Source organism: Synechococcus sp. JA-2-3B'a(2-13), from assembly GCF_000013225.1.
GTDB lineage: Bacteria > Cyanobacteriota > Cyanobacteriia > Thermostichales > Thermostichaceae > Thermostichus.
Genome location: NC_007776.1, coordinates 2,847,736 through 2,865,830, shown reverse-complemented (window position 1 = coordinate 2,865,830; position 18,095 = coordinate 2,847,736). Strand labels below are relative to the sequence as shown.

15 protein-coding genes are annotated in these 18,095 nt (G+C 59.5%); 4 read left to right on the top strand and 11 right to left on the bottom strand.

Annotated features, from left to right (window positions below; genetic code table 11):
- Window positions 1-137: 137 nt before the first annotated feature.
- The 3 genes from CYB_RS13175 to CYB_RS15460 all read right to left on the bottom strand — a co-directional run bounded on the left by CYB_RS13175 (window position 138) and on the right by CYB_RS15460 (window position 4,719).
- Window positions 138-2,534, bottom strand: a complete 2,397-nt coding sequence (locus CYB_RS13175) for an ExeM/NucH family extracellular endonuclease (protein WP_238376816.1) — start codon at window positions 2,532-2,534, stop codon at window positions 138-140.
- A gap of 297 nt (window positions 2,535-2,831) precedes the next feature.
- Entirely contained in the window at window positions 2,832-4,298 is a 1,467-nt protein-coding gene (locus tag CYB_RS13170; protein WP_011434306.1) for a hypothetical protein, read from the bottom strand.
- Window positions 4,299-4,533: 235 nt separating this feature from the next.
- The gene (locus CYB_RS15460; RefSeq protein ID WP_238376815.1) at window positions 4,534-4,719 is read right to left on the bottom strand and encodes a hypothetical protein; all 186 of its coding nucleotides are present in this window, start codon (window positions 4,717-4,719) and stop codon (window positions 4,534-4,536) included.
- Here CYB_RS15460 and CYB_RS15455 point away from each other — a divergent pair.
- On the top strand, window positions 4,702-5,013 hold the full coding sequence (locus CYB_RS15455; protein WP_041436856.1) for a hypothetical protein: 312 nt from the start codon (window positions 4,702-4,704) through the stop codon (window positions 5,011-5,013). The two genes, CYB_RS15460 and CYB_RS15455, sit on opposite strands and share 18 nt — an antisense overlap.
- A gap of 115 nt (window positions 5,014-5,128) precedes the next feature.
- Here CYB_RS15455 and CYB_RS13155 read toward each other — a convergent pair whose 3' ends face one another.
- The gene (locus CYB_RS13155; RefSeq protein ID WP_011434304.1) at window positions 5,129-6,193 is read right to left on the bottom strand and encodes a hypothetical protein; all 1,065 of its coding nucleotides are present in this window, start codon (window positions 6,191-6,193) and stop codon (window positions 5,129-5,131) included.
- Window positions 6,194-6,362: 169 nt separating this feature from the next.
- Between CYB_RS13155 and CYB_RS13150 the strand changes: the two genes are divergently transcribed.
- On the top strand, window positions 6,363-7,823 hold the full coding sequence (locus tag CYB_RS13150) for a BCD family MFS transporter (protein ID WP_011434303.1): 1,461 nt from the start codon (window positions 6,363-6,365) through the stop codon (window positions 7,821-7,823).
- Here CYB_RS13150 and CYB_RS13145 read toward each other — a convergent pair.
- From CYB_RS13145 to CYB_RS13130, 4 genes are all read right to left on the bottom strand, one after another.
- Window positions 7,820-8,173, bottom strand: coding sequence for a DUF6464 family protein (locus CYB_RS13145; protein ID WP_071818178.1), 354 nt, complete (start codon window positions 8,171-8,173; stop codon window positions 7,820-7,822). The two genes, CYB_RS13150 and CYB_RS13145, sit on opposite strands and share 4 nt — an antisense overlap.
- A 300-nt stretch (window positions 8,174-8,473) precedes the next feature.
- A complete protein-coding gene (locus tag CYB_RS13140) occupies window positions 8,474-9,976 on the bottom strand; it encodes a GTP-binding protein (protein WP_083757669.1) in 1,503 nt (500 codons plus the stop codon).
- Between the two features lie 190 nt (window positions 9,977-10,166).
- A complete protein-coding gene (locus CYB_RS13135; RefSeq protein ID WP_011434300.1) occupies window positions 10,167-10,346 on the bottom strand; it encodes a hypothetical protein in 180 nt (59 codons plus the stop codon).
- Window positions 10,347-10,413: 67 nt separating this feature from the next.
- Window positions 10,414-10,965: a fasciclin domain-containing protein gene (locus tag CYB_RS13130; protein WP_011434299.1), complete on the bottom strand. Its 552-nt coding sequence runs from the start codon at window positions 10,963-10,965 to the stop codon at window positions 10,414-10,416.
- A gap of 159 nt (window positions 10,966-11,124) precedes the next feature.
- On the opposite strand from CYB_RS13130, the gene CYB_RS13125 reads away from it, so the two are divergent.
- The gene (locus tag CYB_RS13125) at window positions 11,125-12,900 is read left to right on the top strand and encodes a phospholipase D-like domain-containing protein (protein WP_011434298.1); all 1,776 of its coding nucleotides are present in this window, start codon (window positions 11,125-11,127) and stop codon (window positions 12,898-12,900) included.
- Between the two features lie 295 nt (window positions 12,901-13,195).
- Here the strand turns inward: CYB_RS13125 and CYB_RS13120 are convergent, their stop codons facing one another.
- Window positions 13,196-14,173 (bottom strand): acetyl-CoA carboxylase carboxyltransferase subunit alpha, encoded by a 978-nt coding sequence (locus tag CYB_RS13120; protein ID WP_011434297.1) that lies wholly within the window; start codon window positions 14,171-14,173, stop codon window positions 13,196-13,198.
- 136 nt (window positions 14,174-14,309) lie between these two features.
- Here CYB_RS13120 and CYB_RS13115 point away from each other — a divergent pair, with 136 nt between their 5' ends.
- Complete coding sequence (locus tag CYB_RS13115; RefSeq protein ID WP_041436853.1) at window positions 14,310-14,861, top strand: hypothetical protein; 552 nt, start codon at window positions 14,310-14,312, stop codon at window positions 14,859-14,861.
- Here the strand turns inward: CYB_RS13115 and CYB_RS13110 are convergent.
- On the bottom strand, window positions 14,837-15,319 hold the full coding sequence (locus tag CYB_RS13110) for a hypothetical protein (protein ID WP_011434295.1): 483 nt from the start codon (window positions 15,317-15,319) through the stop codon (window positions 14,837-14,839). The genes CYB_RS13115 and CYB_RS13110 overlap by 25 nt on opposite strands.
- Window positions 15,320-15,322: 3 nt before the next feature.
- Entirely contained in the window at window positions 15,323-18,094 is a 2,772-nt protein-coding gene (locus CYB_RS13105) for a hybrid sensor histidine kinase/response regulator (RefSeq protein WP_011434294.1), read from the bottom strand.
- Window position 18,095: the final 1 nt, after the last annotated feature.

The window sequence follows — 18,095 nt, the reverse complement described above, 5'->3', positions numbered from 1 at the left end:
CAATCCCTCTGCTCGAAACCCGCTGAGCAACGGTGGATCCCGGCCAAGACCACATAGGAGAGCGTTACGGCTGAGGAAGCAGATCCACTTTCCCAGCCACTGCCAATCAGACTCAGGTTGGCACTAGGATCCCACACCTAGTTCCCGGAGATGTTGACACTATCCACCCGCCAGCGAGTGGCCGAGCCGGAAGCTGTACCAGAAGAGCGATAGCGGAAGGCAATGTAAACACGGTTGGAAGGCTGGATCCCAGCCAGAGAAATCGGGCCGGAGTTGACGAAGCTGCCCGTAGAGAGAGTGGGAATCGTCAGAGCAGTCCAAGTGGCTGCATTCACTGCCGCTGGAGTGCCTGCACCGCTGTAGTTGGTGGAGTAAAGAACGCTTAGTTGTTGCGAAGGAGGAAGGCCGTTATCTCTAAAAGAACTCCGATTGCGGAAGGTCAGAACTGGGTTGCTGACGGAAGCCAGGTTCAGAGGAGGAGTGATCAGCCAGTCATTACCCGGTTGCTGACCGTTGAAAGCGTTGGCCTCGGCAAGGGAGTTGACACAACGCCAGGAACGACTGGTGTCGCCGTCCACATCCACAATCTGCCAGCCGGCTGGAGCAGGGTTGCAGTTATCAAAGCCTTCAGTCAAAGGCAGGTTAACGGAAGGAGGAGTTGGTGTCGGTGTGGGCGTCGGTGTCGGTGTTGGGGCCGGAGTCAGGTTCAAGCCAACGAGCACCGGATCGTGGTCGGAAGAGCGGAAGGGATCGCTGGCGTAGAAGAGGCTCTGCTGAGAGGGACTCTTGAAGCTCAGGGTGTAGTCCAAGCTCACGGGCTCATCAGCGTTGATGTGCCACTTAGCTGAGCCTGTAACTTGGGGTCTCAGACTGCTGTTGGCCAGGGCATGATCCAGAGATCCCCACTGTCCTTGGAAGCTAAAGGAGTAGCTGTTGGGGCCATTGAGGTTGATGAACCCGCCCGCCTCCAGAGTTTTGATCGGATCCTCCATAGCGTAGGAGTTGAGATCCCCCATAATCAACACATCCGGATCGGTGGAGCCAGTTGGATTGGTGGCGAGCCAGCTCAAGAGTTGCTGAGCGGCCCGGGTGCGGTTGCCGTTGCAATTGCCTTGGAAGGGATCGTTGTCAATAGGATCGCAGGGAGAAACCTTGGACTTGAAGTGGTTGACCACAACAGTGAAGGTGGCGTTGTTGCTCCGCTGCCGGAAGGTTACAGCCAGAGGAGGACGATGGAAGCGTCCGGGGCCTTGGGTGAATTCCCCTGTGTCCAGGAAGGCCGGGTTAGTGCCGGGGGCAATTTCAACCGTAGCTGGCTTGTAGATAAAGCCGTTGGTGATGGCATCGCCGCCCAGGTTGGGCACTCCAACATTCACAAAGGCGTAGGTTCCTGCCCCCATGACCTGGTTGAGCCCGTTCACCAAATCCTGAATGGAACTATTCGAACCGTATCCATCGTTTTCTAACTCGTTGAGGCCTACGATATCGGCATCCATGCGGCGAATAGCCTCGATGAGCTTATCCCGCTGGCGGGTGAACTCGGTGGCGTTGCTGGCTCCCTGACAGGAGGAGTTATTGGGGAAGCAGGCGTTGCCAAAGGTGTTGAAGTAGTTGAACAGGTTAAAGCTAGCTACCCTCAGGGAGCCCCCTACTGAGGGTGGGTTTTGCGGGCGAGGGTTGGTGGCTGTAAACCTGGGCAAGTTGTTGGGATCATTGGGGTGGATACGGTAGTCGATGGTCGCATCCACATCGCCACTGACATTCCGGCCTCGCAACTGGGTCATGATCCCGGTGATGTTGCTGACGCGATCGCCGCCGCGCACAGTGTTAGCCGCGCTCAGGCCACCCGGAGTGGGGTAGATAACCGGATCTGGGTTTTGGGTGAGCAGCCGGTCATCAATGCGAATCCGCTTTCGGTCGTTTTCCGCTTGAATGGCAGCTGCCTGGCTGGGAGCCGCAATTTGCGTAGGAGTGAACAACCGCTCTGTGGCCACACTCAGCTCCCCGTGGCGTCCCAGCAAGAAGGAGTCGCTTACAAACAGGGGCTGATTTCCAAATGTGACCAGCATTCCTTCCAGAGCTTCCCTTTGCTCCGCAGTCAGCGGTAGAGAGATCTGCACTGGGGCCGGCAACGGATTGTCAGAGCTACAGACAGTAAAGCTGGTGACGTTGGAGAGCTGGGTTTGCTGGCGGAACTCAGCAACCGTTCCGGTCACCTGAACCCTATCCCCAAGCCTGACGTTATTAGCTGTGCCACTGAAAACGAAGATGCCATCTGATGTGGCGGGATTCCCGTCACCATCATCTTGTAGGTAGTAGCCCTGGAGATAGGTTTGGCCAGCCACCCCCTCATTTTCAAAGTCTCCTACTACGATTCCAGAAACCGTGACTGTTTGGTTCACCAGGGGGGAAGTGAAGCCAGTGCCCTGGACAGTGCCAACTGGGATCAGGTTGGCGTTGGGATCACAGCCTCCCGGCGTGGGCGTCGGTGTTGGCGTGGCTGTGGGTGTTGAAGTCGGGGTCGGTGTGGGCACAGGTGTAAGTATTGGCAAAAGAGTTCTTCTGGAGCCGAACCCTTGAAGAGAAACCAAAAGCACCAAACCAAAAACTAGCACCGCAATTGATTGGGCAACACGACGCGAAGTAACCCTAGACCACATCTGCTTCACTCCTCCCGAAACTTCAAAGGATCCCGTATTTTTACCGTCTATATGGACACCATCTTCAGGAAGGAATCTGAGTAAAGGGGCAGTTAAGGTACGCTTAAGAAGACAAGAAGTTACCCCCGCCTGAGTCAAAACTCAGGGGAGAACATGGGCAGGCTTTTTCCCCTAATCCCCCAATTCGGGATCCGGTCGTACCCGCACCCCCATCTGGCGCAGCAGACGCAAAGAGTTTTCCGGCCCATCGATCATCTGCTGCTCGTTGATCCAGTAGGTAGCAATGCCCAGGTCTTCTAGAAATCGCACATAGGGATCTGGCGGTGGCCCATCGAAAACGGCGGCCTTCTGAACGGAAAAGCCCTGCTCGATCCAAGGGCCGAGGGCAAAGCGCTCGTAGTAGAGCAACTGTCCCACCACTTCCTGCAAAGCCTCTGCCGCATCCTTGTGGTGCAGGAGCTTTACTTCGGCCAAAAGCAGATGCCCGTCCGCCACGGCCAAAAAGTCAAAGGTATGCTGATCCTCCCGGACTTCCAATCCTGCCAGGCGGAACCAGCGGCGAAACTGGTGCAAGATCTCGTTGTGGCGTTCGCTGCGCTCCAACTGACGGCGACGGCGGCGTTCTGCCATCAGCGGGTCTGTCCCGGCGCTGTGAGGGATCCCACTGCTGCGGAACTGGGGCGGCTCATCGGGATCCAAAACCACCTTGCCCCCAGCAGGTTGATGCAGGAGGGGCGGCATCTGGGGCAAGAGTTCTGTGGATCCCCACTCCACCTCTGGCTGCTGAGCCCAGGTAAGCAGGTGTCGATTCAAGGGGTGCTCAGGGTGGGTGTCGAACAACAGGCGCAGTTGAGACTGGCTAAACTGAAAATCCAGACGAAATTGCTCGATGGAGAGGCTGCTCCGCCCCTTTTGCAAAGTTTCCTGGCCAAAGTAAAGCATCACCAAGAGCGGGTAAATCGGCAGCGGACGATGGGAGGGAATGAGCATCGCCCACATGTCATCCGTCCAGTGGGGGAGCAGGATCTCGGCCTGTTTGCCTTTGCCCACCACCTGCAACATTTTGGGGTGTCCCGGCTGCCAGCCACAGGGGTGATCGTCAAAGCCGCAGGTCTGCCGCCCTTGATCCACGCTCAAGGGGTAGCGCCCATCATAAAGGCGGAAAGGACAGAGATCCCGGTCTTCGGCCAAAAAGCGCTCGTCTTGCCACAAGTGGGCCGCCAAGGCATGACAGCCGATCCCTTCCTGGCTGTTGCAGGCTTTGAGCCAGCGCCGTTCCGCCAGTTTCCCGCCCACTTTGCTCGGGGCCAGGGGCCGGATCAAACCGTTTTCCCCCTGGTTGAACAGAGGCCACACCAAAGGCTCGCCGGTTTCGGGCAAGGTCGGTAAAAGAGGGTGGGTTTTGCTGTAAAACGGGTCGCAAATGCGCTGGGCCACTTGCTGCAAGGGCAGTCCGCGAGGGGATCCCACCCAAGGCAAGAGGGATCCCGATCCGGCCTGAGCGCGGTGATACTGGATGGCCAGAGCCACCTCTAGCCCTATGGGACGGAGTTCCGGCGTGAGCTGCCGGTAGCGCTGCAGCAGCCGGGAAGCCTGCACAAACAGGTCGTAGCGCCGAACGGGAACTGCGTCAGCCATAGTGTTGCAGGAAAAGCTCCCCACTGCCTTGGGCAAGAGCTGGCACAGACAAGCACCATGGCCTCAAGAAATGAGACCTTGGCAACTGTCTCTGCAGACCCTGACCTTGCCGAGGATATCGGGCCGACACCCATTCCCCTTGGCGTCAGGTCAGTAGTCAGTGTAGTGGAGAAACCCAGGCGCGAGAAGATGTTGCCACCTGGCGGCAGGTTGTGGGAAAAATGCGCAGCAGGCCCTAGCGTCGCGGCCACCAAGGAAACCAAGGAAGCCACCAAGGAAACCAAGGAAAGGGAAAGGGGCGCTCTGTCTCTGCGTCGCGGTTGTACTCCGTAGGTCGGCCTGTGTCCCGCTGAAGCACCAAGCTGCCCACATAGTCGGCCTCTCGATAGACGCGGGCAATTTGATGGTGGATTTGGGCCATGTCTTCAGCAGAGACCACGCCATTGTCGGTGGCTTTGTAGAACTGGACCGTGACCCGAATGGGAAAGCGAGGATCCCGCTCGATGTCCAGGTTGTTGACCTCGGTGAAGGGGCCCTCTACCTCTCCATGTCCGATGACAGCGGCTTCTACATTGCTGAGGCCGGCCAGGTCGGCTGCGGGTCCGAAAAACTTGACAGAGATATCCTCAACTTCCCTTCGCGGCGGCTGCCGCTGCTGGAGAGCATGCCTCTAACCCCCAAAACCCTGAACTTTGCTGAATTTACTGAGCTTTAGGCGGTTTGGCAAAAGTCATTGAGAGGGATATAGTAGACCAAGTTTCCCCCTGATCCTTGAGTCCACCGCAACGGTTGCCGGGAAGTGAAGGGGGAAAGCGCTCGGGGGGTATTCCTCAGGGCTTTGCGGGATACCGCCTTCCTGTTTGGACTCCGTCCCGCTGACGCGAACAGAGATAGGCAGGATGCGATCGCTTCTTTCCTGAACCATGTTCAGGAGAGTTCAGCGTGAATGTATCAGGTACTTGGATCACCATCACCAGGTTCAGGGCTTCTTCTGCTACTTCCGCCGAATGGGGATCCTGAGGGGTTGGGTTGGCGGCTTGCTCGGCCCGAAAATCGCTGAGGCGCTGCCCGGTGAGGCTGGCCCGTTCACCGTTTTGATTGAAGAAAAGGCGCTGGCCCCAAATAGCCCCGCCCACCTTATCTACCTTATCTTCGGTGCGGTTCTCGATCACCGTAATGCTGGTGCCCTCGTGGGTGGCCAAGATTGCCAGCACGGCTGGGTTGCCGGGATGGGATTGGTAGTTGAACAGCACCGGGTTGAATTGAGCGGATCCCCCGGCAGGGATAGGCAAAAAGGCGGCCTGGGCGCTCACCAACACATGGCTATCCCGTGGAGCCAGCAGGGAGTTGCGGTTGCCGGCCCAAGAGCCGGGATCATGTAAGTAGCGGCGCAGATTCCCCAGCAGCTCTCGCAGCGACACGGGTTGCAGGGGTTTTCCTTTTTCGTTGCCCACCAGCACCTGTAGGCTATCGAGGGGCAGGTCGGCAGACAGATCGGCAAAGTTGGGGTAGCGGATCACCGGCATCAAGCTCAGCTCGTAGTGACCCGTTCTGGGGTTGAGCTGTTGTACCTGGATGGTCATGTCGCTGATGTTGGGGCCAAGGGCAGATCCCTTGTGGCGTCCGGTATCTTCCCAGGTGATGTTGACGATATCCAGCCCATACTGCTTTGCCAAGGCTCGCGCTTGCGGATCCCAGGTCATGGAGATCGTCTGGTCAATCACCTGCCTGTAGGCCAAGTACTCTGCCCACTCTGAAGGCGAGGGGGAAGAAAGGAACTGGTGGAGGGGAAAATCCGTAGGGGTTGCCTGAGAAGTAGACACCATCGGCGGAGCGGCCAGGGAAATGCCCACCCAGCTCAGTGAACTCAGCAGCCAGGGGATGGGGGCGCGCATAGCAATATTCCTGAGGATTGGAAATTGGGGGACTATACCCTGACAATAGCTCCCAAAAGGGGAGAGGACGTGGCGGTTTCGCTTTTGGCAACCCCATGCTTTTGCCGGGATCCCAGGCTGCCTGGGCTAGGATAAGAGGCTGTAGCGCTTTCGCAGATCATTCCAGATCATGGCCAATATTCGCCGGGATCCCGAGGTCAACGCTTCTGTGGCTTCTGTAACTCCAGCTTCTCCAGAGCCTCAGGTGCAGGTTCAGTCTTTGCCGCTGCATGTCATGTTCCGCCTGGGCCTGTTTCAGATGGGCTTGGGAATGATGTCGCTGCTCACTCTGGGAGTGCTGAACCGCGTCATGATCGACACGGATCTGCTGGCCATCCCGGCAACGGTGGTGGGGGGATCCCTAGCCATGCACCAGTTGGTCTCCCCGGCTCGGGTTTGGTTTGGGCAGCTCTCGGATGCCAAGCCCCTGTTTGGCCTGCATCGCACCGGCTATGTGCGTCTGGGATCGGTTCTATTTGCCGTTTGTATCTTCCTGGGGGTGCAGGTGGTGTGGGGTTTGGGGGAGAGCTTTGCGGCCACGGGTTGGTCTGGAGCCACCTATGGCTGGGTAGGCTTGGCCTGTTTGATGTTTGCCCTCTATGGTCTCTGCCTCAGCGCCTGCTCCACGCCTTTTGCGGCTTTGCTGGTGGATGTGTCAGACGAGGACAACCGCTCTAAGTTGGTGGGGATCGTCTGGTCTATGTTGATGGTGGGGATTGCCGGCGGGGCCATTGGCTCGGCAGTTCTGCTGCGGGGCTTGCAGCCAGACAACCTGCAGAGCACCGTCAACCGCCTCTTCGTCATCATTCCAGCCGTGGTGATCCTGCTGGGGGTGATCGCCACCTGGGGAGTGGAAAAGCGCTATTCCCGCTACGGATCCCGTTCCACCTTGGCCGGACGAGAAGACCAAATCACCCTGGGTACGGCCATCAAGGTGCTGACCGCCAGCCGCCAAACCCTGATCTTTTTCGGCTTCTTGGTGTTGATGACCATGGGCCTGTTTATCCAACAGCCGATCCTAGAACCCTACGGCGGCGAGGTGTTTGGCATGACGGTGGCCCAGAGCACCCAGCTCAATGCCTTTTGGAGCCTGGGTATTTTGGCAGGGATTGTGCTGACCGGATTTTTCATCGTGCCTAAGCTAGGCAAGCAGACAACGGCTCGTCTGGGCTGCCTGCTGGTGGCAATCTCTTTTGGGCTGACCATTGCCTCAGGGTTTACAGGCAATCCACGGCTGCTGCAGCTGTGTATGATCCTGTTTGGCTTGGCTTCTGGGATCACCACCAATGGCGCCATTAGCCTCATGTTGGACTTGACGGCAGCGGAGACGGCAGGCACCTTTATCGGGGCTTGGGGTCTGGCCCAGGCCATGTCCCAGGCGGTTTCCACCTTGCTCGGCGGGGCTTTGCTCGATCTGGGGCGCATTCTCTTCCCCACTTCTTCAGTGCTTGCCTATGCCACCGTCTTTGGGGTGGAGGCAGCGGTGATGTTGCTGGCCGTGCATTTGCTGGGACGGGTGAGCGTGGCCGAGTTTCGCGAAAAGACCAACCGTGCGCTGACCCAGGTGTTGGCTCTGGAGCTGGAGGGCTAGCAACGCGGGGCCGACTCGTAGTGGGGGCAGCCCTGACAGGGCCCGCTGGGGTTGACGGCACAACGCAGCAAGGGCGAGTGGGCATTGAACCGACAGGAGGGATCCCCCAGGCAATTCCCTGCTTCCTGCGGTGGGTTTACCGAACGCACCAGGGCGCGGATCCCACACAGGTGGTATTTGCCTTGCCGGAGCCGGTAGGAATGACGCTTTTCCAGAACCAGGTAGTGCTGCTCTGCCAGTTGGACGTAGGTGCCCGGATGGGGACTACTCTGCCAAGGACATTCCTCCACCACCTCTCCTGAATCCACATCAATCCACTGAATGGGCAGGGTCAGGTTGGGGGAAGACATAAGGTGCCAACGGAGCCAGTTTAGGGCAGCAGACTACAGGATGATGGGCTTGGTTTGACCCATGATAAGACCTGGGCAGCTTTTTCCGGCAACACTGACTAATGTTCCTAATGTTCTCTCTTCTGTGACTTGGATCCCGCTGATTTACAGAACTTCTACAAAGTCAAGCCCAGAGAAAGCTGTATCAGAAAAAGCTGTATTTAGAAAGCTGTATTCAGTGTAATGGAGTAATGGATTTTCCGCAGCGGGCGGAGAACGGGATAGGTTGGGCCTGTGGCGGCGAAAAGACGGATGCTTGGACTAGCTGTTGGAATGGGCTTGGCGGGCCAGTTGGGTGAGAAAGGCCAGAGGATGACGGTTTTGGAGCTGCTGCCTAATCCGCTCTTGCAGGATTTCCTCTTGCCAGGGATCCCCAGAGGACAGCCACTCTAGGTAACTGAGCCCCGCCACCCGTGTCAGATAGGCCCCCGTCACTGCCTGCAGGGGGATCCCCATAACCATCAAGGGGCTGGCCTTGAGCAGAGAGCCCAAAGCCTGAGTGGCCAGCTCCAGCCCCCCCAGTTGCACCACCATTTGCGCCAAACTCTGGGCGATTTGCTGGGCCCGGCGTAAGGTAATGCGTCGGTCAAACACCTGGTGCAGTTCCCCAATCATGCGCGCCTGAATGGCTACTCCTGCCAGCACATCCAAAGCAGGAAGAGGGTTTGCCGCCAGGGCAGCAGCGGTGGCCCACTGCATCCGTTCCACGATCTGGCGACCCTGTTGGCGACGTTCTTCTTGGAGGGCCTGCTGGACGGCTTCGCTGAGAGTTCGGGTTTGCAACAAGGCATTGGCCAAGCGCAGGTGGGATCCCTTCTGCTGCAGCAGGTGAGCCATTTGTTGAATGAGGGCCTCTGTCTCGGGGGGCTGCGGCTCCCAAGTTTCCCACACAGAGCCATCTTCGGAGTAGTAGCGAACCTTGAGGGGCTCTGGATCAGCGGCGATGGCCACCACCTGTTCGGCAGGGATAACACCGGCGGTGCGTCGGCGCAAATGGGCCAAGATGGTCTCTACATCCTCCGGCAGCATCTGATCGGTTTTGTTGAGGGCCAGGATGGCGGATTTGCCCAGCCGGGCCAACTCCAGCATTTCGGCATACTCCGAAGCCAGCAGGTCTCCGGCCACCACCAAGATCAGCAGATCCGCCTTCTGGGCCAGGGCGCGGGCTTCCGCTTCACCTGCTCCCCCAATCGTCAGCAGCCCAGGTGTGTCGGTAAGGGAAATGGGGCCGTTCCAGCCCTCCAATTGGTAGGTGTGGATGGATCCCTGCTGGGTGGTGCCCAGGGTGGGGGCTGTTTCGCCCACTGGTCGGCCCATCAAGGCATTGATCAACGAGGTCTTGCCGGCGGAACTGGTGCCGAACACCACCAGATGCAATTCCTCCTGGTTAAGCCGCTGATTGATCTCTTGCAGCTTGGCACGCAGGGCACGGCGACTGATGTCATTCTGCAGCTTCTGGATCAGGCGATCGGCATCTTCCAGATCGGCTTGCACCTGATTCCGAGTTAACTTAACCCGCCGCAGCGGTTGTGTCCGCTGGTTTGGAGTACTTTGCCGTCGGCCAGCCTGCTGCCACCAATGGCGCGCTGCCAGACCTGCTGCTGCTGTCCCTCCCAGGATCCCGGCCACTGCCAGATCCGCCAGCGGCAACGAATGGGGGGCGATAAAGCTATAGATCCCGCTAACCCATTGCAGATATTGGCTCAGGGCCGCCAAACCCAGCCCTGCCCACAACCACACCCAAGTGGAGCGCGACAGCACCATCCCAACCCACAGCCTGCCCAAATCTTCAAATCAAGCAACCCAAAATTGCTGAGCCATCCGAGTCGCTTCTCCAGCATAGGGCTTGCTGTAGCTGAGCATACAGTTTTGTCGAGAGCTTTTTTGTCGAGAGCTTTGCTGAGAAGTAGCTGAGCAAGAGACCAGAGAAGGGAGCGGGGAGTCAAAAACACCCTCAGCTCAACCGGCCAAATGAGCCAGGGATCCCCTCTCCCAAAATCGCCGGCGGCTCCAGTGGTGCCGGCAAAAATTGGCCGCCGCGATAGTCCAATAGCTGCACCAGCAGCAAGTAGCCCACCCCCAGAGCAATGGCCAGGATCCCTGTAACGATTGCTACCCACTTAGGCCGCTCCACGCTGAATCTCCCCAATAAAGTGCTGGATCTCGATGCTTCTATGATGCCCGAAGTGGTGGCCCAATTCCTAACGCGGCGGGATCAAGACGGTGTCGATGACGTGGATGATGCCGTTGGAAGCTTGAATATCCGCGGCGATCACGTTGGCGTTGTTGATGCGAATCCGTCCGCCCTCAAGAAGCGTGACGGTGACGGGGGATCCCTGCAAAGTCGTTACCTGCTGGCCGGATCTGAGGGCACTGGAAGGAGCCAAGCCAGGAACCACGTGGTAAGTGAGAATGCGCACCAGCTCTGCCCGGTTCTCAGGTCGCAGCAAAGATTCCACCGTGCCAGGGGGCAAAGCGGCAAAAGCAGCATTGGTGGGAGCGAATACCGTGAAGGGACCTTCCCGCTGCAAAGTCCCCACCAAGCCCGCTGCCTGCAGGGCCGTCACCAAGGTACTGAAGTCGGGGTTGGCGGCGGCAACGGCGACGAGGTTGGGCAGCGGCGTAGGGCTGGGAGAGAGAGTTGGGGTAGGCGTCGGCGGGGCAATGGCCGTATCGCTGCTGGAACTGGCACAGCCTACCAAGGCTAAGCAAGCAGCCGCCGTCAGCCCAAGGGTGAGGGCTTTGTAGTTCATAACAAAAGTTAATACTCTAAAACATTTGTCATCATCTTAGGGGTAGCAGCCGCTCTCGCACGGTTAGCTGTAGAGCAGAGCAGGGATCGCCTTCGCGTAGAAGTGGCTGCGATAAAGTTCAGTATCCTGGGGGTGTGATTGCTGGAGAGGAGAAAGGCCATGAACGGGATCCCGTCGTGGTTGCGGCAACTCCGCCGCTGGCTGCCCTGGGTTGCTCTGCTTCTCATTCTGGTCTTGATCGGCTACTGGGTCGGCCCTCGGCCCAGACCCTACCCCCAAGAGCAGGAGCTGCCCACCCTTGCCCCTCTGCCGCAGCACCCCCGCATTCGGGTGGAGTTCAACCAAAGCCGGGAGAGCACCTATCGGGATCCCTACCGCCAGATCCGCCGCTACGGCTACAACCTGGAAGAGTTGATCATTTCCCAGATTCGCTCCGCTCGTCAGTCGGTGGATATTGCCGTGCAAGAGCTGAACCTACCGCTCATTGCCCAAGCCCTAGTGGAGCGACGACAGGCCGGGATCCCGGTGCGTTTTATTACTGAAAACACCTACGTGCGAGCCTGGCACCAACTCACCCCTGACCAAGTGCGGGCGCTGGACGAGCGCAGCCGTCGCAAGTTCGAGGAGTACCGCAACCTGGTGGATGTGAACCGCGATGGACGGTTTTCTCCCGAGGAGATTGCCAGCCGAGATGTGTACGCCTTGCTGGATGGAGGCCAGGTGCCCTGGCTGGATGATACCGCCGATGGCTCCAAGGGCAGCGGCCTGATGCACCACAAATTTGTGGTGATCGACGGGCAGAAAGTCTTGACCGGCTCGGCCAATTTCACCCTCTCTGATATTCACGGGGACTTTGATGCGCCTGGCAGTGTCGGCAATGCCAACCATCTGCTGCTGCTGGACAGCCCGGAGCTGGCCCGCCTCTACACCGAGGAATTCGATCTCATGTGGGGCGATGGCCCCGGTGGCTTGACCGATAGCCGCTTCGGCGTGCAGAAGCTCAAGCGTTCCCTGGAAACGGTGTACATTGACGATGCCATTGTGGGGGTTCACTTTTCTCCTGCCAGTCGCTCCCTGCCCTACGAAGCCACCTCCAACGGCATTATTGCCGCCACCCTGGCCCAAGCCCGGCAACAGGTGGATCTGGCTCTGTTCGTCTTTACGGATCCGGGCATTGCCAACCAACTCAGGCAACTGCGCCAGGAGCGCAACGTAGAAATCCGCGGGGTGTTCGACCCTGGTTTTGCCTTCCGGGACTACAGCCGCACCCTGGAGATGTGGGGGCTGTTGCTCCCCGACGAAAAGTGCCAGGTGGAGGCGGCGCGCCTGCCCTGGACGCTGCCGGCCCAGTCTGTAGGCATACCCAACCTCGCCCCCGGCGATAAGCTGCACCATAAGTTTGCCATCATCGATCCCGGCACTCCTCAGGCCACGGTGATCACCGGATCCAACAACTGGTCGGTCTCGGCCAACCACCTCAACGACGAAAACTTCCTGATCATCCGCAATGGCCGAGTGGTGGATCACTTTGTGCGGGAGTTCGACCGGCTCATTGCCGATGCCCGCTTTGGCCCCAGCCGCCGCCTGCAACAACAGGCAGAAGAGGCGTCCCGTCGCTGCCCCAACCCCGTCCCCGTTGCCGCTTCCTTGCCTGAACCGGAGCCGGAGCTGCTGGAAGTCGAGGTCGTTCTTCCTCCTGAGGCGGGATCCCCTTCCCCGTCGGTTGCTTTTCCGGTGGCGTCTCCTGGGGGATCCCCTCGCGTTAACCTGAATACGGCCACGGCGGCGGAGCTGGAACAGTTGCCCGGCATTGGCCCCGCCCTGGCGCAGCGCATTATCGAGGCCCGCCCCTTCTCCTCTTTGGAGGATCTGCAACGGGTCAATGGCATTGGCCCAGCCCGGATTGAGCAGCTGCGGGATCGGGTAACCTGGTAGGAGTTAGCCCCCTCTTGGTCAGGTTGAGGGCGCGGAGTGCTTTCGGAAGTTCATCCCAGAGCAGCTCCTAAAGGGCCTCTCCCCTCGAATAAACCCCAAATTAAACCCCAAATATAGTCATTTCAGTTCAAACCAGGACACTGCACCCACGCCTAAAATGTTGGTCGCATCGGCGTTGCAGAGCAATAATGCAGGGGGCCAAAAGGCTTTTCAAGGACTCCGTCCCGCTGGCGCGATCAATGGCCCAGGTGTCTCACCCTAATCTGAAACGACTATAAATCAGGGATGCATAAGTCTATTCAGAAAGCTCCAGAAACGCTCCCATGCGGCGAAACTTTTGGTAGCGCTCCTCGCGCAATTCTCGCCCGCTCAGGCTAGAAAGTTCCTTGAGATGCCTGAGAAGAGCCTCTTTGAGGGTTTGAGCAGCTTCCAAGGGCGCGCGGTGGGCGCCGCCAACCGGCTCTGGCAGGATCTCGTCGATCACCTCCAGTTGCAGCAGGTCTTGGGCGGTAATGCGCAGGGCTGCCGCCGCTTGGGGAGCCTTCTTGGCATCCTTCCAGAGAATAGCCGCGCAGCCTTCCGGCGAGATCACGGAGTAGACGGCGTGCTCGAACATCAGGATGCGGTTGCCCACCCCAATGGCCAATGCTCCGCCGGATCCCCCTTCGCCGATGACGGTGCAGATGATGGGGATCTCCAGCCGGAAAAGGGTCTGCAGGTTGGTGGCAATGGCCTCTCCTTGGCCCTCAGCTTCCGCCTTGACGCCTGGGTAAGCCCCCGGCGTATCGATGAAGGTGAGCAGGGGCAGGCCGAAGCGGTGGGCATGTTCCATTAGCCGCATGGCTTTGCGGTAGCCGGCGGGATTGGGCATCCCAAAGTTGCGGTGGATATTGTCTTTGGTGTCGCGACCCTTTTGGTGGCCTAGGATCATCACCGGCTGATCCCCCAGCTTGGCCAACCCGCCCACAATGGCTGGATCGTCCTGGCCGTGGCGATCCCCGTGCAGCTCAAACCAGTCGTCACAGATGGTCTGTACGTAATCCAGGGTGGTGGGGCGGCGGGGGTGACGGGCCACCTGGAGCCGTTCTACCGGCGTGAGCTGGCTGAAGATCTCGCGGCGCAGCTCTTCGGCTTTGGCTTCCAATTGGCGAATCTGCTCAGAAGCATCGATGTCGTTTTCTTCTGCCAAGGCCCGAATTTCTTGAATTCGTTGCTCCAGGGCGGCAACAGGCTGCTCAAACTCCAGCAGCAGGCGGTCGGTGGACTTGGTCATGACCGGTTGGCTAAACTTCGGGGGCGTGCTGTGCCTGGCAAAGGCTGCACAGATTTGGGGATGGGACTTTGATCTTCTCACATGTAGATCCCGTAGGCTAGAGGGAGCAATCCCCCTACTGCCCAAGAGGGATCCCTTGTCTGCTTCTGTCTCTTCTCCCCCTTCACCCCTTCCCCCCTGGCTGCGCTGGGGGGTGGTGGGATCCGTCGTCTTGGCTATCGGGGTGGGAGCCTTTTGGCACTACGGGCGGCCTGAGCGACAAATCCGCGTCCACACGGAGAGATTGCTGCGGGCGGTGGAGCAGCGCAACTGGGATCAGGTGGAGATGCTGGTCTCTGAGGCCTATAGCGATGGTTGGGGCCTGGATAAGCAGCGGGCGCTGGCCTACAGCCGCGAGATCTTCGGGCAATTTTTTCGCTTGCGCCTCCAACCCCAAGCGCTGCAGGTGCAGCTCGACCTAGGGGATCCCAGTCGCCAAGGACGGGCCACCCTCTGGTTTGTTATCGAGGGCTCCGGCGGCCCCTTGGCCAACCTGACGCGGGATCAGGTGAACGCCTTGGAGCAACCCTTCCAATTGAATTGGCAGCGACGGGGTGGGGAGCCCTTTCGCTGGGAGCTAACCCGCGTGGAGAATCCAGAACTGCAACTGCCCCCTCTCCCTTCTCAAGAACAGGCAGGCCAGAGATGAGGGTCGAACACCAACAGGGGGAGCTGGCCTTCAACTGGCGGGATCCACTGCACAATACCCCGTTGGCGGGCCTGAGCTGCATAGCGGCTGGGGAGAGGCTGCAACTGGGAAGAGGGCAGACGGCGCAGGAGGGGCTGAGTGGGAATGGGCAGAGCCCCTGTTTCTGGGTTGTCGATCTGGTCGGACAATCCGTCCTCAGAACTGCCTGGCTGCAACAGAATAACCCCTTCCGGTTGAAAAGGGATCCCTCGGCCCAGCAACAAACGACCGGTATCCAAAAGCTGGGGGCCGCCCTCCTGAGCAAGCTGAAACTCTGCCCAGCTAAAAACTCGCCGCGCCCGATCAACAGGGAGGCCGAAGCAGTAGGAGCCCAGTTGGAAAGTAATCAAGGTCTGCCGGTTTCTCAGTTGTTCTTGCCGAGCCAGACGACGCAGGCGCAGAGGGGAAAGCAGGGGCATGGACTACCTCGCCATCAAAACGCCGGTGGAAGGTGCCGAAGAGGCTGGTTGCAGCAGTTGCCGCAGCTTTTGGATCAGCTCCTGTTCCTGGAAGGGCTTGGAGAGGTAGGCGCTGGCTCCCAGCCGCTGGGCCAGTTGGCGGTGTTTCTCGCCACTGCGGGAGGTGAGCATGACCACGGGAAGCTGGTCATACAGGGGGTGGGCACGAATCTGGGCCAGCAAGCCAAAGCCATCCAGCCGCGGCATTTCAATGTCGGTAATCACCGCTCGGATGGGAATTCCTCTCTGCAAGTGCTCGAGGGCCTCTTGTCCGTCGCGAGCCTGTTCAACCCGGAACCCTGCTCTTTCTAGGGTCATGGCCAAGAAGCGGCGCACGTTGACCGAATCTTCCACCACCAGCAGGGTGGGCTGGGCGGCAAACCTGGGCTGGGGAAGGGGATCCCTTGCCGACTGACAGGGCTGATCCCGCTGGGCGAGCAGCCAGCTCAAGAGGGCAGGCGGATCCACGAAAAGAGCGATTCGCCCATCGGCCAAAACCGTACAGCCGGAGAATCCCGACGGCAGAGGCAGACCTCCCTCCACCGGGCGCAGAGTTACCTCTTGCTCCCGCCAAAAGCGATCCACCAACAGGCCATAGGGCCGGTTGTCTTCTACCACCAGCAGCACCACAGGTCGGTCGAGAAGGGGGGTCTCGTCAATTTCCCGGCGAGGCTGCCAGCGCGCGAAGCGAAACCAGTGGCCCACAGGAATTAAAGGGATCTGCTCCCCTTCCCAGAGAAAGGAATCGGCAGGCAACTGCGGGGGGATAAGCAATTCTTCCACTGCGTTGGCCGGAAAAGCCAACATCAACCCCTGGCATTCTGTCAGCAGCACGCGGGTGACGCTCAAAGAAACGGGCAGAGTGAGGGTAAACAGCGTGCCCCGTCCCGGCCAAGATTCCACCTGCACCTGGCCGCCAATTCGTTGCAGGTTGGTGCGTACCACGTCTAGACCCACTCCCCGTCCAGATAGCTCGCTGACTCGCTCGGCGGTGCTGAAGCCCGGCTGGAAGATCAACTCCAGCAGCTCCTGGGAGCTGGCCTCAGCCAGGTCGGCAGCGGAAAACCCTATCTGCAAGGCGCGGGCCCGGATTTTATCCAGACAGATCCCTGCCCCATCGTCTCGCACCGTGATCAGAGTGCGGTTGCCCCGTTGGCTGGCGGCAATTTCGATGAGGCCCTTGGCCGGCTTGCCCTGGGCCAGGCGGGTGTCTGGAGCCTCGATGCCGTGGTCAAAGGCGTTGCGCACCAAGTGCAACAAGGGATCCGCCAAGGCCTCCAAAATCGAGCGCTCGATTAGGGTGGATCCCCCCAAGACCCGCAGCTCCACGGGCTTGCCATGGGCTAAGCTCAGCTCCCGCAGCGCTCTGGGGAAGCGATCCGTCAAATCCGATAGAGGCTGCATGCGCACCTGGTCGAGACGGGTTTGCATTTGCCTGGAGAGGCGGCTGAGCTGGCGGGCGCTGCCTTCGGTCTCCTGCAGGGTGGTGTCGATATCGTGGGTTACCTCATCAATTTGCACAACGGTTTCCATCACCTCTTGGGTCAGCAGGTGCATCTCTCCATAGCGATCCATCTCCAAGAGGTCAAAGGTATCGGCCAAGGTCAGGCCGGGATCCCCTTCTTTTTTCAAGAGCACAGAAGCAGGCACGGTGGCAGCGACGCGGTCGTAGCTGCTGCGCAGGCGGCTGTTGGTTTCTTCTAGAGTGCGAACCCGCCGTTTGAACAAGCTGACCAGCTCCCGCAGCCGTTGCAGGCGACTGTTTAAGCGGTTGCGCTCCCCTATGAGCTCTCCCAACAGCTCCCCCAACTGTTCCAGAGGGCGAGCCGGCACCCGTAGCATCTCGGCAGCGCTTTTGGCCCCGGCTGGAATCGAATCCGGCAGCTCGGTGGCTCCTGCCATTGCAGGGGGAGGGGCTTCTGGCGGGGGGGAAACTGGAGGCTCTGCCGGATCCCAGGAGCTGGGGAGAAGAGCGACCTGACCGACCAGCACCAGGGCCTGCGAGCGTCGCCAAGCTTGTAAAGCCGCCTGAGCAACGGGCAACACCTGCTCCTTGGCATTTGGCGGCAGCGTCTCCAGAGCTTGGACTACTGAGCCGCACAGGGTGGCAAAGGCAGGCAGATCCAACATTTCCCCCAGCGCCCCCAGCTCTTGGGCAGCAATGAGAAACTCCTCCCGCAAACAGGGCTGCTCGGGGTGGGCCAGCACACCTTCCAACCGCTGCAGACAGGCCTCCACCTCGGTTGCAAACAGCAGCACCCGCATATCGCCCCCGGCCTCTGCTGCCAGGACTTGGACGTTGTCCTCAGGCTGCAACTCTCCCAACTGCTCTCGCAATTGATCGAAAAGAGGCTGCACCCGCTCTGCCAGCCAAGATTCGTCCAAAAGCCGCTGCTGGCGGTGCTGCTGGGCTATTTGGCGCATGCAATCCAACGCCGCCAAGAGGTTGCGCTCCACTGCGGGGTCGGCTTTTTGGGGATCCACCTGCAAGATCTTGAAACCATCTTCCAGGCGATGGGCTAAGTCGCTAAGCACCGGAAAGCCCATCATGGCCGCCCCGCCCTTGATGGAATGAGCAGCCCGCAGCAAGCGATCCAAACGGGGGCGATCCAAACTCTGGGATCCCAGGCCCAACACCCCTGCCTCCAGGGTGTCGAGGTAAGCCTGGGCTTCGTCCAAAAACTGCAGCCTAACCTGCCACTCGCGTGGGTCGAGGGAAGTGGGATTCGGCCCCATG